Raw genomic sequence first — 12,295 nt, 5'->3', positions numbered from 1 at the left:
AGGCGGCAAGCTGGACAGCGACCCGCCTGCAGCCTGTCGCCTGCAGCCTGAAGCGCCCGGAGGGCCTATGAGCTATGTCATCGACCGGCGTCTGAACGGCAAGAACAAGAGCACGGTGAACCGCCAGCGCTTCCTGCGGCGTTACCGTGAGCACATCAAGAAGGCGGTCGAGGAGGCCGTCAGCCGGCGTTCCATCACCGACATGGAGCACGGCGAGCAGATCAGCATCCCCGGCCGCGACATCGACGAACCCATCCTGCACCATGGCCGTGGCGGGCGGCAGACCATCGTCCACCCGGGCAACAAGGAATTCACCACCGGCGAGCACATCGCCCGGCCCCAGGGCGGCGGAGGTGGCCGTGGCGGCGGCAAGGCCAGCAACCAGGGCGAGGGGATGGACGACTTCGTCTTCCAGATCACCCAGGAGGAATTCCTCGACTTCATGTTCGAGGACCTGGAGCTGCCCAACCTGGTCAAGCGCCACATCACCGGCAGCGACACCTTCAAGACCGTGCGCGCCGGCATCAGCAACGACGGCAACCCCTCGCGCATCAACATCGTCCGCACCCTGCGCTCGGCCCACGCCCGGCGCATCGCCCTGACCGGCTCCACCCGCGGCAAGCTGCGCGCCGCCGTGGCCGAGCTGGAACGGCTCAAGCGCGAGGAGCCGGACAACCTCGGCGACATCCAGGCGCTGGAGCAGGAAATCACCCGGCTGCGCGCGCGCATCGACCGCGTGCCCTTCCTGGACACCTTCGACCTCAAGTACAACCTGCTGATCAAGCAGCCCAACCCCACCTCCCAGGCAGTGATGTTCTGCCTGATGGACGTCTCCGGCTCCATGACCCAGGCGACCAAGGACATCGCCAAGCGCTTCTTCATCCTCCTGTACCTGTTCCTCAAGCGGAACTACGAGAAGATCGAGGTGGTGTTCATCCGCCACCACACCAGCGCCCGCGAAGTGGACGAGGAAGAGTTCTTCTATTCCCGGGAAACCGGCGGCACCATCGTCTCCAGCGCGCTGAAGATGATGCAGGAGATCATGGCCGAGCGTTACCCCACCCACGAGTGGAACATCTACGCGGCCCAGGCCTCGGACGGCGACAACTGGAACGACGACTCGCCCGTCTGCCGCGATATCCTGATGAAGCAGATCATGCCGTTCGTGCAGTACTACACCTACGTCGAGATCACCCCGCGCGAGCACCAGGCGCTGTGGTTCGAGTACGAACGGGTGCGCGAAGCCTTCGAAGACAGCTTCGCCCAGCAGCAGATCGTCTCCGCCGCGGACATCTACCCGGTGTTCCGCGAACTGTTCCAGAGGAGGCTAGTCGCATGAGCAAGCGCCAGCCCATCGCCACCGGGTCGGAATGGACCTTCGACCTGATCCGCCAGTACGACCGGGAGATCAGCCGTATCGCCGAGCGCTACGCGCTGGACACCTACCCCAACCAGATCGAGGTCATCACCGCCGAGCAGATGATGGACGCCTACGCCTCGGTCGGCATGCCCATCGGCTATAACCACTGGTCCTATGGCAAGCATTTCCTCAGCACGGAAAAGAACTACAAGCGCGGGCAGATGGGCCTGGCCTACGAGATCGTCATCAACTCCGACCCCTGCATCGCCTACCTGATGGAGGAGAACACCCAGTGCATGCAGGCGCTGGTGATCGCCCACGCCTGCTACGGGCACAACAGCTTCTTCAAGGGCAACTACCTGTTCCGCACCTGGACCGACGCCAGCTCCATCATCGACTACCTGGTGTTCGCCAAGCAGTACATCATGCAGTGCGAGGAGCGCTACGGCATCGACGCGGTGGAAGACCTGCTGGACTCCTGCCACGCCCTGATGAACTATGGCGTCGACCGCTACAAGCGGCCCTACCCCATCTCCGCCGAGGAAGAGCGGCAGCGCCAGAAGGAACGCGAGGAACTCATCCAGCGCCAGGTCAACGACCTGTGGCGGACCATCCCGCGCGCCGCCGGCAAGGACAAGGAACAGGAACTGGCGCGCTACCCCAGCGAGCCGCAGGAGAACATCCTCTACTTCATCGAGAAGAACGCCCCGCTGCTGGAGCCCTGGCAGCGCGAGGTGGTGCGCATCGTGCGCAAGGTGGCGCAGTACTTCTACCCGCAGCGCCAGACCCAGGTGATGAACGAGGGCTGGGCGACCTTCTGGCACTACACCCTGATCAACGACCTCTACGACGAGGGCCTGGTCACCGACGGCTTCATGATGGAGTTCCTCCAGTACCACACCAGCGTGGTCTACCAGCCCGGCTTCGACAGCCCCTACTACAGCGGCATCAACCCCTATGCCCTGGGCTTCGCCATGTACCGCGACATCCGCCGCATCTGCGAGGAACCCACCGAGGAAGACCGCCGCTGGTTCCCGGACATCGCCGGCAGCGACTGGCTGGCCACCCTGAAGTTCGCCATGAAGAGCTTCAAGGACGAGAGCTTCGTGCTGCAGTTCCTCTCGCCCAAGGTAATCCGCGAGTTCAAGCTGTTCAGCATCCTCGACGACGACCAGAAGGACGACCTGCTGGTCGACGCCATCCACGACGACGACGGCTACCGCAAGATCCGCGAGACACTCGCGGCGCAGTACAACCTGGGCAACCGCGAGCCCAACGTGCAGATCTGGAACGTCGACCGCCGCGGCGACCGCTCCCTGACCCTGCGCCACCAGCAGCACGACCGCCAGCCGCTGGGCGAGTCCACCGAGGACGTGATGAAGCACCTGCACCGCCTGTGGGGCTTCGACATCCACCTGGAAACCCTCAACGGCGAGCAGGTCGTGCAGACCCACCACATGCCCCCAAAGGGTGAACGCGAGAACGAGGACGGCTACCCGCGGCTGGACCTGATCATCCCGCCCATTTGATCGGTTGACCGCCCCCGGGGCAGGACCGAGCATGGCGCCAAGCCCAGCCGAGGTCGCCATGCGTCTCTTCGCCATCCTCCTGCTCTGCCTCGCTCTCGCGACCTGCACCACGCAGATCCCCCAGGCCCGGGTGACCCAGGCGGCGGACAGCCGCCTGGCCGGCCTGCAGGCCTTCCAGCTGATGCCCCCGGAAAACGCCGTCGACGCCCTGCCCTACGCCAGCCGCTACCCGCTGATCAATGCCTGGCTGCGCCAGGGCCTGGAGCAGCGCGGCTACCGCGAGGCCGGCACCCCGCAACTGCGCGTCTACTACTGGCTGGCCCTGCGCGACGCGCCGCTGGAATTCAAGGTCGACGTGCCGCCGCCCCAGGCCCTGGGGCCCTACCTCGCCATCCACCGCCTGCGCGACGAGACCGGCACCCTGCGCGTGCGCCTGACCGACCTGCGCGGCCAGGTGCTCTGGGAAGGCACCGTCAGCACCGGCCTGAGCCCGGCGCATGCCAGCAGCGAACTGCTGCGCCACGCGGTGGAGGCGTTGGTCGAGCAGATTCCCCAAGCCACCCCGTAGGAGCGGACCTTGTCCGCGATAGCCGGAGGTTCCGGCGCGATTCGCGGATGAGATCCGCGCGGCCGCCCCACCCACGCAATTCCCTGTAGGAGCGGGCCCTGCCCGCGATTCGCGCGCAGGGCGCGCTCCTACAGGCTTGCCCCCCACGCCCCGAAGCCCGAAGCTATCCCCCTGACAGGAGAAAGCTTCATGCAGATCTACAAGGTAGGCGGCGCCGTGCGTGACCGTCTGCTCGGCCAGCCGGTCAGCGATACCGACTGGGTCGTGGTCGGCGCCAGCGCCGAAGACATGCTCGAGAAGGGCTACCGCCCGGTGGGCGCGGACTTCCCGGTGTTCCTCCACCCGCAGACCGGCGAGGAATACGCCCTGGCCCGCACCGAGCGCAAGAGCGGCCGCGGCTACGGTGGCTTCACCTTCTACGCCAGCCCCGACGTGAGCCTGGAAGAAGACCTGGTACGCCGCGACCTCACCATAAACGCCATGGCCGAGGACGATAACGGCCGGCTGGTCGACCCCTACGGCGGCCAGCGCGACCTCGAGGCCCGCCTGCTGCGCCACGTCTCCCCGGCCTTCGTCGAGGACCCGCTGCGGGTGCTGCGCGTGGCCCGCTTCGCCGCGCGCTTCGCGCCGCTGGGCTTCAGGGTCGCCGACGAGACCCTGGCGCTGATGCGCGAGCTGTCCGAATCCGGCGAACTGCAAGCGCTGACGCCCGAACGCAGTTGGAAGGAAATCTCCCGCGCCCTGATGGAAGCACGGCCCGACGTGTTCATCCAGGTGCTGCGCGACTGCGGCGCCCTGGCCGTGCTGATGCCCGAGGTCGACGCCCTGTTCGGCGTGCCGCAGCCCGCGCAGCACCACCCGGAAATCGATACCGGCGAGCACCTGCTGGCCGTGCTGCGCCAGTGCGCCGAGCACCGCCAGCCACTGACGGTGCGCTGGGCCTGCCTGCTCCACGACCTGGGCAAGGCGCGAACCCGCCAGGAGGACTGGCCGCGGCACATCGCCCACGAACATCTGGGCCTGCCGCTGATCGACGCGGTCAATGCCCGCTTCAAGGTGCCGCGCGACTGCCAGGAACTGGCGCGCCTGGTCGGCGAGTACCACACCCACGCCCACCGCGCCCTGGAACTGCGGCCGAACACCCTGCTGGAGCTGCTGCAGGCCTTCGACGTCTACCGCCGGCCACAGCGCTTCGAGGAATTCATCGCCGCCAGCGAAATGGACGCCCGCGGCCGCCACGGCCTGGAAAAGCGCGCTTATCCACAGGCCTACCACCTGCGCGGAGCAGCCAAGGCGGCCCGCGAAGTGGCGGTGCAACCGCTGCTGGAGAAAGGTTTCAAAGGCGCGGAACTGGGCGAAGCGCTCAAGCGCGAGCGTCTGAAGGCCCTCAAGGCCTACAAGACCGCACACGCCCCTCAGGCAGACCTGTAGAACAGATATGCCCAGGGTTCGCGAGCAAGCTCGCTCCTACGAAAAGCAGGCGGCTCTAGCCCGGCGGATAGCCGCGATCCCGTAGGGCGAATAACGCGAAGCGTTATCCGCCACCAGCCGTCGGCGCAGGGGCAATCGGCGGATCAGGCCGCCGGATGCGCCGAGATCAGCGCCGCCGGCGTCAACTCGGTACCGCGCCACTGGAAAGGCACCGGCCACAGGCGCTGGTCGATGTCCGCCTCGGCCCAGAGGCTGGCGAAGTCACGGCCGGCCCCCGGGTGCAGCACCTGAGGCGCCAGCAATGCCAGGGGCCAGAGCACGAAGGCGTTCTTCAGCACCTCGGCGCGCGGCAGCACCAGGCCGTCGAACTCGCCGTGCAGGTCGCCGTAGAGCAGCACGTCGATGTCCAGCGGCAGGCCCTTGCGTTCCGGCGCATAGCGGCCGTTGTCGGCCTCGATGTGCTTCAGCCGCAGGCTCAGCTCGGCCAGCGGCAGCTCGGTCTCGCCGCTCACCACCAGGTTGATGAAGGGACCGCTGCGGATGCCCACCGGCTCGCTTTCGAACACCGGCGAGCAGCGCAGGTCGTGGACGAAGCCGGTGAGCGCCTCGAGCCCGGCGTGCAGATGGCGCTCGCGCTCGATGTTGCTCCCCAGGCCGAGGAAGACGGTGGTCAGCGGCATCCGCGTTCGATCTCCACGCCAACGCCGGCGGCAGCGGCGACCGCTCCCGGCTTGGTCACCCGCAGGCGCAGCCACTGGATGCCGAATTCGGCCATCAGCAGCGCGGCCAGGCGCTCGGCGAAGGTTTCCACCAGCTGGAAATGCGCATCGCGGGCGAACTCGCCGATGCGCTCGGAAAGCACGGCGTAGTCCAGCGCCTTGGCGATGTCGTCATCGGCCGCCGCCGGGCGGATGTCCCAGCCCAGGTCCAGGTCCAGACGCAGGCACTGGCGTATCCCCCGCTCCCAGTCGTAGACGCCGATCACGGTGTCGACTTCCAGGCCCTCGATAAAAACTCTGTCCACTTACTGCTGCTCCAAGGCCAGTGCACGACAAGCGTACGCCACCCCGCTAGAATCGGGGACAGTCTCGTCCCCGGTGGAAACCATGGTCTGGCTCTTGGCGATCCTCGCCTACCTGCTCGGCTCGCTGTCCTTCGCGGTACTCCTCAGTCGCCTGTTCGGCACCGCCGACCCGCGCGCCGGCGGCTCCGGCAACCCCGGCGCCACCAACATGCTGCGCCTGGCCGGGAAAAAGGCCGCCATCCTCACCCTCGTCGGCGACCTGGCCAAGGGCCTGGTGCCGGTGCTCGTCGCCCGTCTGTTCGGCCTGGGCGCGATGCAGGAGGCCTGGGTCGGCGTGGCGGCGGTGATCGGCCACCTCTACCCGCTGTACTTCAACTTCCGTGGCGGCAAGGGCGTGGCCACCGCCGCCGGCATGCTCCTGGCGCTCTACCCGCCGGCCGCGCTGCTCGCTGCAGTGGCCTGGCTGCTCACCTTCAAGCTCTCCCGCACCAGCTCGCTGGCCTCGCTGGTCGCCACCCCGCTCACCCTGCCACTACTGGCCTGGCAACTGCCGGCGGCGCTGCTGCCGATGACCTTCCTCACCGGGCTCATCGTCTGGCGCCACCGCGGCAACCTGCGCGACCTGCTGGCCGGGCGCGAGAGACATTTCTAGAGCCGGGAGCTTCAGGCGGCAGGCTCCAGGCTGCAAGCAAAATCTGGCAAAACGCCGCTTGTAGCTTGCAGCCTGTCGCTTGCAGCCATCTTTTTTATACCGCCGGCAACGACTCCATCGGCCAGCGCGCGCGCACGTCGATGGCCGGGCCGTCGTGCTGGCCGGCCAGCAGGCGCTGGCAACCGGCGTAGGCGATCATCGCGCCGTTGTCGGTGCAGAACCGTGGACGGGCGTAGAACACCTGGCCACGGAGTTCGCCGAGCATCTTCTGCAGGTGCTCGCGCAGGGCGCGGTTGGCGCTGACCCCACCGGCGATCACCAGGTTCTTCAGGCCGGTCTGCTTGAGGGCGCGGCGGCACTTGATGGTCAGCGTCTCGACCACCGCCTGCTGGAAGGCCAGGGCGATGTCGCAGCGCGTCTGCTCGCCGTCGTCGCCCGCCTCGCGGCAACGCTGCCAGGAGTTCAGGGCGAAGGTCTTGAGGCCGCTGAAACTGAAATCCAGGCCGGGGCGGTCGGTCATCGGCCGCGGGAAGACGAAGCGCCCCGGGGTGCCTTTCTCCGCCAGCCGGGCGATCTCCGGGCCACCGGGGTAGCCCAGGCCGAGCAGCTTGGCGGTCTTGTCGAAGGCCTCGCCGGCGGCGTCGTCCAGGGATTCGCCCAGCAGCTGGTAGCGGCCGATACCATCCACCCGCACCAGTTGGGTGTGGCCGCCGGAAACCAGCAAGGCGACGAACGGGAATTGCGGCGGCTGCTCTTCCAGCATGGGCGCCAGCAGGTGGCCTTCCATGTGGTGCACGCCGACGGCCGGTATGCCCCAGGCGAACGCCAGGGCCTGGGCGCAGGAGGCGCCGACCAGCAGCGCGCCCACCAGGCCGGGGCCGGCGGTGTAGGCGATGGCGTCGATCCCGCTCGGCGGGCAGCCGGCCTCGTCGAGCACCTGGCGGATCAGCGGCAGCATGCGCTTGACGTGATCGCGCGAGGCCAGCTCGGGCACGACGCCGCCGTAGACGCGATGCAGGTCGATCTGACTGAACAGCGCGTCGGCCAGCAGGCCGCGTTCGCTGTCGTAGAGGGCGACGCCGGTTTCGTCGCAAGAGGTTTCCAACCCCAGCACACGCATGGGTTCGAGCCTTCAGTTCTGGGCAAATGAGAAGCGGCGGATGATAATCGCCCGCTGCGGACGCCGACCAGCGTTTTTCGATCGGAGGCTTTGCATTCCTGAGCCCGAACCGTTAATATCCGCAACCCTTGAAAACCGCCGTCTCCAGTGCCTACTGCCAGGAGCGCGATAAATCCCCGGTAATCATTGAAGGTACGACCTGGATGCCCGCCGTCAAAGTTAAAGAGAACGAACCCTTCGACGTAGCCCTGCGTCGTTTCAAGCGCTCCTGCGAAAAAGCCGGTGTACTGGCTGAAGTCCGTAGCCGCGAGTTCTACGAAAAGCCCACCGCCGAGCGCAAGCGCAAGGCCGCTGCCGCTGTCAAGCGTCACGCCAAGAAAGTGCAGCGCGAACAGCGCCGCCGCGAGCGCCTGTACTGAGTTCGACTCAGCCGCACGCTCTGCACATCGCCCGGCCCACTCGCCGGGCGAGTGCCTGAAAGGCTACACCGCACTCCGATTCGCGCCTGGCGAAGCTCGGAGTTTTTTGCTTTTCACGCCCCATGAAATGCCATACTCCAAGCCAGCCTTGGGTGTATGCCTGGGTCCATCCTGCGTCCCGACGAGTCTATGGCCGGCCTGATTCCGCAATCCTTCATCGATGACCTGCTCAACCGCACCGACATCCTCGATGTGGTGAGTTCGCGCATCCAGCTGAAGAAGACCGGTAAGAACTACAGCGCCTGCTGCCCGTTCCACAAGGAGAAGACACCCTCCTTCACGGTCAGCCCCGACAAGCAGTTCTACTACTGCTTCGGCTGCGGCGCCGGCGGCAATGCGCTGGGCTTCATCATGGACCACGACAACCTGGATTTCATCCAGGCCGTCGAGGACCTGGCCAAGCGCGCCGGCATGGACGTGCCCCGCGAGGAAGGCCGGCGCGGCAAGCCGCGGCAGCCGACCGACTCGCCGCTGTACCCGCTGCTGAGCGCCGCCGCCGACTACTACCGCCAGGCGCTGAAGAGCCACCCGGCGCGCAAGGCCGCGGTGGAATACCTCAAGGGCCGCGGCCTGACCGGCGAGATCGCCCGCGACTTCGGCCTGGGCTTCGCCCCGCCGGGCTGGGACAACCTGTTCAAGCACCTGGGCGGCGACAACCTGCAGCTCAAGGCCATGCTCGACGCCGGCCTGCTGGTGGAGAACCCCGACAGCGGCAAGCGCTACGACCGCTTCCGCGACCGGGTGATCTTCCCCATCCGCGACAGCCGCGGGCGGGTGATCGCCTTCGGCGGCCGGGTGCTGGGCGACGACAAGCCCAAGTACCTGAACTCCCCGGAAACCCCGGTGTTCCACAAGGGCCAGGAGCTCTACGGGCTGTTCGAGGCGCGCAAGAACAACCGCGATCTCGACGAGATCATGGTGGTGGAAGGCTACATGGACGTGATCGCCCTGGCGCAACAGGGCATCCGCAACGCCGTGGCCACCCTCGGCACCGCCACCAGCGAGGAACACATCAAGCGCCTGTTCCGCCTGGTGCCGAACATCCTGTTCTGCTTCGATGGCGACCAGGCCGGGCGCAAGGCCGCCTGGCGCGCCCTGGAATCGGCCCTGCCGAACCTGCAGGACGGCCGCAAGATCCGCTTCCTGTTCCTGCCCGAGGGCGAGGACCCGGACAGCCTGGTCCGCGCCGAAGGCCCCGACGCCTTCCGCGCGCGCCTGACCCACCAGGCCCAGCCGCTGGCCGACTACTTCTTCCAGCAGCTGACGCAGGAAGCCGACCCCAGCACCCTGGAAGGCAAGGCGCACCTGGCGACCCTGGCCGGCCCGCTGCTGGAGAAGATACCCGGCAACACCCTGCGCCTGCTGATGCGCCAGCGCCTGGGCCAGATCACCGGCCTGAGCGGCGAGGCGCTGAACCAGTTGAACGCGCCGCGCGCCAGCGGCGGCCAGGGGCACGGCCAGGCCACGCCGAACGCCGCTGCGGACAGCCACGCGCACGAATACAGCGACTACGATGTAGGCCACTTCGCCGATCACGGCGAGCCCAGCTACCAGGACAGCGCCAGCTATTTCGAGGCGCCGTCGGATTTCGCCGGTGGCAAACCGGGCAAGAAGCCCTGGAAAGGCGAGCGCAAATGGGATGGCAAAGGAGGCAAGAGCGGCAAGCGCGGCGACTTCGCCCCGCGCCAGCCGCGCACCGAGATCAGCGTCGAATCCCCCACCCTGACCGCGCTGCGCACCCTGCTGCACCACCCGCAACTGGCGCAGAAGGTCGAGGACGCCAGCCATTTCGCCAACGAAGGGCAGACCTACTCGCAACTGCTGGCGGCGCTCGTCGAAGCGCTGCAGAAGAACCCGAAGCAGCGCTCGATGCAGTTGATCGCGCGCTGGCACGGTACCCCGCAAGGGCGCCTGCTGCAGGCCCTGGCGGAAAAGGAATGGCTGATCGACCAGGGCAATCTTGAAAAGCAGTTCTGCGACACCATTACTACACTTGCACACAGTCAGCTGCACAACAGCCGCGAGGCGCGGCTGCGCAGCGTGATGCAGAAGAGCCCCAGTGAACTGACTGACGAAGAGAAAGCTCTATTGAGGGAACACTTCAGCAACGCCTCTTCACCAGGCCCCCAGAGCTGAACTGGCGCCTGAAGCCTCGAATCTGGTATAATCCTCGGCTTATTTCAGCCCGCCAAGACCTTCAGTGGATAGGGTGTTATGTCCGGAAAAGCGCAACAGCAATCTCGTCTCAAAGAGTTGATCAGCCGTGGTCGTGAGCAGGGCTACCTGACTTACGCGGAGGTCAACGACCACCTGCCGGAGGATATTTCCGATCCGGAACAGGTGGAAGACATCATCCGCATGATCAACGACATGGGGATCAACGTATTCGAGACAGCCCCGGATGCGGATGCCCTGTTGCTGGCCGAAACCGATACCGACGAAGCCGCCGCCGAGGAAGCCGCCGCCGCGCTGGCCGCGGTGGAGAGCGACGTCGGCCGCACCACCGACCCGGTGCGCATGTACATGCGCGAGATGGGTACCGTGGAGCTGCTGACCCGCGAAGGCGAGATCGAGATCGCCAAACGCATCGAGGAAGGCATCCGCGAGGTCATGAGCGCCATCGCCCAGTTCCCTGGCGCGGTGGACGGCATCCTCGCCGAATACCAGCGGGTGGTCAGCGAAGGCGGCCGCCTGTCCGACATCCTCAGCGGCTACATCGACCCGGACGACGGTTCGGTGCCCGCCGAGGAAGTGGAACTCGACCTCAAGGACAGCGCTGGCGCCAAGGCCAAGGATGACGAGGAAGAGGACGAGGAGTCCGAAGACGACAGCGAAGACGAAGGCGACGGCGGTCCGGACCCGGAAGAGGCCGCGCGCCGCTTCGGCCTAGTCGCCGATCAGCTGGACAAGACCAAGAAGGCACTGAAGAAGCACGGTCGTGGCAGCAAGCAGGCCGACGCGGAAATGCTCGCCCTGGCCGAGCTGTTCATGCCGATCAAGCTGGTGCCCAAGCAGTTCGACGTCCTGGTCGCCCGCGTCCGCGATGCCTTGGACCAGGTGCGCCGCCAGGAACGCGCCATCATGCAGCTGTGCGTGCGTGACGCGCGCATGCCGCGCGCCGACTTCCTGCGCCTGTTCCCCGGCCAGGAAACCGACGAATCCTGGATCAACGGCGTGCTCAAGGCCAAGCCGAAATACGCCGAAGCCCTGGAGCGCGTGAAGGACGACGTCATCCGCAACCAGCAGAAGCTCTCCGCGCTGGAAAACAACGTCGACCTCAAGGTCTCCGAGATCAAGGACGTCAACCGCGCCATGTCCATCGGCGAGGCCAAGGCCCGCCGCGCCAAGAAGGAAATGGTCGAGGCCAACCTGCGCCTGGTGATCTCCATCGCCAAGAAGTACACCAACCGTGGCCTGCAGTTCCTCGACCTGATCCAGGAAGGCAACATCGGCCTGATGAAGGCGGTGGACAAGTTCGAATACCGCCGCGGCTACAAGTTCTCGACCTACGCCACCTGGTGGATCCGCCAGGCGATCACCCGTTCGATCGCCGACCAGGCCCGCACCATCCGTATTCCGGTGCACATGATCGAGACGATCAACAAGCTCAACCGCATTTCCCGGCAGATGCTCCAGGAAATGGGCCGCGAACCGACCCCGGAAGAGCTGGGCGAACGCATGGACATGCCGGAAGACAAGATCCGCAAGGTCCTGAAGATCGCCAAGGAACCGATCTCCATGGAAACCCCGATCGGTGACGACGAAGACTCGCACCTGGGCGACTTCATCGAGGACTCCACCATGCAGTCGCCCATCGAAGTGGCGACCAGCGAGAGCCTCAAGGAAGCCACCCGCGAAGTCCTCGCCGGCCTCACCGCCCGGGAAGCCAAGGTGCTGCGCATGCGCTTCGGCATCGACATGAACACCGACCACACCCTCGAGGAAGTCGGCAAGCAGTTCGATGTGACCCGCGAACGTATCCGCCAGATCGAAGCCAAGGCGCTGCGCAAGCTGCGCCACCCGTCGCGAAGCGAGCACCTGCGCTCCTTCCTCGACGAGTGATCGAAGAACCCCCCGGCACAGCCCGGGGGTTTTTCTTTCAGGGATACTGGCAGGGGGCTACTGGAGCGGC

At 66.4% G+C, this 12,295-nt stretch carries 11 protein-coding genes; 8 read left to right on the top strand and 3 right to left on the bottom strand.

Annotated elements, in window-relative coordinates; translation table 11 throughout:
• Positions 1-67: 67 nt before the first annotated feature.
• The 4 genes from DK254_RS01735 to DK254_RS01720 all read left to right on the top strand — a co-directional run bounded on the left by DK254_RS01735 (position 68) and on the right by DK254_RS01720 (position 4,888).
• Positions 68-1,339, top strand: coding sequence for a YeaH/YhbH family protein (locus DK254_RS01735; RefSeq protein WP_109931774.1), 1,272 nt, complete (start codon positions 68-70; stop codon positions 1,337-1,339).
• Complete coding sequence (locus tag DK254_RS01730; RefSeq protein WP_009615572.1) at positions 1,336-2,889, top strand: SpoVR family protein; 1,554 nt, start codon at positions 1,336-1,338, stop codon at positions 2,887-2,889. The genes DK254_RS01735 and DK254_RS01730 overlap by 4 nt, the downstream gene beginning before the upstream one ends.
• Positions 2,890-2,947: 58 nt before the next feature.
• Entirely contained in the window at positions 2,948-3,457 is a 510-nt protein-coding gene (locus tag DK254_RS01725; RefSeq protein ID WP_109932919.1) for a DUF4136 domain-containing protein, read from the top strand.
• Between the two features lie 189 nt (positions 3,458-3,646).
• The gene (locus DK254_RS01720; RefSeq protein ID WP_109931772.1) at positions 3,647-4,888 is read left to right on the top strand and encodes a multifunctional CCA addition/repair protein; all 1,242 of its coding nucleotides are present in this window, start codon (positions 3,647-3,649) and stop codon (positions 4,886-4,888) included.
• Between the two features lie 143 nt (positions 4,889-5,031).
• Here DK254_RS01720 and folK read toward each other — a convergent pair whose 3' ends face one another.
• Together folK and folB are read right to left on the bottom strand one after the other, a co-directional pair.
• A complete protein-coding gene (gene folK / locus DK254_RS01715; protein WP_109931770.1) occupies positions 5,032-5,568 on the bottom strand; it encodes a 2-amino-4-hydroxy-6-hydroxymethyldihydropteridine diphosphokinase in 537 nt (178 codons plus the stop codon).
• Positions 5,559-5,912, bottom strand: coding sequence for a dihydroneopterin aldolase (gene folB, locus DK254_RS01710; RefSeq protein WP_089392959.1), 354 nt, complete (start codon positions 5,910-5,912; stop codon positions 5,559-5,561). Before folB ends, folK begins: the two co-directional genes overlap by 10 nt.
• Before the next feature lie 82 nt (positions 5,913-5,994).
• On the opposite strand from folB, the gene plsY reads away from it, so the two are divergent.
• Positions 5,995-6,564 carry a glycerol-3-phosphate 1-O-acyltransferase PlsY gene (plsY, locus tag DK254_RS01705; protein WP_089392958.1) on the top strand — a complete coding sequence of 190 codons (570 nt, stop codon included), beginning with the start codon at positions 5,995-5,997 and terminating at the stop codon, positions 6,562-6,564.
• 94 nt (positions 6,565-6,658) lie between these two features.
• On the opposite strand, the gene tsaD is transcribed toward plsY, so the two are convergent.
• Positions 6,659-7,684: a tRNA (adenosine(37)-N6)-threonylcarbamoyltransferase complex transferase subunit TsaD gene (gene tsaD / locus DK254_RS01700; protein WP_109931769.1), complete on the bottom strand. Its 1,026-nt coding sequence runs from the start codon at positions 7,682-7,684 to the stop codon at positions 6,659-6,661.
• 203 nt (positions 7,685-7,887) lie between these two features.
• On the opposite strand from tsaD, the gene rpsU reads away from it, so the two are divergent.
• The 3 genes from rpsU to rpoD all read left to right on the top strand — a co-directional run bounded on the left by rpsU (position 7,888) and on the right by rpoD (position 12,225).
• On the top strand, positions 7,888-8,103 hold the full coding sequence (gene rpsU, locus DK254_RS01695; RefSeq protein WP_003085057.1) for a 30S ribosomal protein S21: 216 nt from the start codon (positions 7,888-7,890) through the stop codon (positions 8,101-8,103).
• Positions 8,104-8,292: 189 nt separating this feature from the next.
• On the top strand, positions 8,293-10,299 hold the full coding sequence (gene dnaG / locus DK254_RS01690) for a DNA primase (protein ID WP_109931767.1): 2,007 nt from the start codon (positions 8,293-8,295) through the stop codon (positions 10,297-10,299).
• Positions 10,300-10,377: 78 nt separating this feature from the next.
• Entirely contained in the window at positions 10,378-12,225 is a 1,848-nt protein-coding gene (rpoD, locus tag DK254_RS01685) for an RNA polymerase sigma factor RpoD (RefSeq protein WP_109931765.1), read from the top strand.
• Positions 12,226-12,295 lie beyond the last annotated feature (70 nt).

The organism is Pseudomonas sp. RW407 (genome assembly GCF_003176655.1).
Classification (GTDB): domain Bacteria; phylum Pseudomonadota; class Gammaproteobacteria; order Pseudomonadales; family Pseudomonadaceae; genus Pseudomonas; species Pseudomonas delhiensis.
This window is presented reverse-complemented; position numbering and strand designations above follow the sequence as displayed.

Coding starts and splice junctions, on each gene's coding strand:
- rpsU (WP_003085057.1), top strand. CDS start 7,888: ATGCCCGCCGTCAAAGTTAAAGAGAACGAACCCTTCGACGTAGCCCTG.
- plsY (WP_089392958.1), top strand. CDS start 5,995: ATGGTCTGGCTCTTGGCGATCCTCGCCTACCTGCTCGGCTCGCTGTCC.
- folK (WP_109931770.1), bottom strand. CDS start 5,568: ATGCCGCTGACCACCGTCTTCCTCGGCCTGGGGAGCAACATCGAGCGC.
- DK254_RS01720 (WP_109931772.1), top strand. CDS start 3,647: ATGCAGATCTACAAGGTAGGCGGCGCCGTGCGTGACCGTCTGCTCGGC.
- DK254_RS01730 (WP_009615572.1), top strand. CDS start 1,336: ATGAGCAAGCGCCAGCCCATCGCCACCGGGTCGGAATGGACCTTCGAC.
- rpoD (WP_109931765.1), top strand. CDS start 10,378: ATGTCCGGAAAAGCGCAACAGCAATCTCGTCTCAAAGAGTTGATCAGC.
- dnaG (WP_109931767.1), top strand. CDS start 8,293: ATGGCCGGCCTGATTCCGCAATCCTTCATCGATGACCTGCTCAACCGC.
- DK254_RS01735 (WP_109931774.1), top strand. CDS start 68: ATGAGCTATGTCATCGACCGGCGTCTGAACGGCAAGAACAAGAGCACG.
- tsaD (WP_109931769.1), bottom strand. CDS start 7,684: ATGCGTGTGCTGGGGTTGGAAACCTCTTGCGACGAAACCGGCGTCGCC.
- DK254_RS01725 (WP_109932919.1), top strand. CDS start 2,948: ATGCGTCTCTTCGCCATCCTCCTGCTCTGCCTCGCTCTCGCGACCTGC.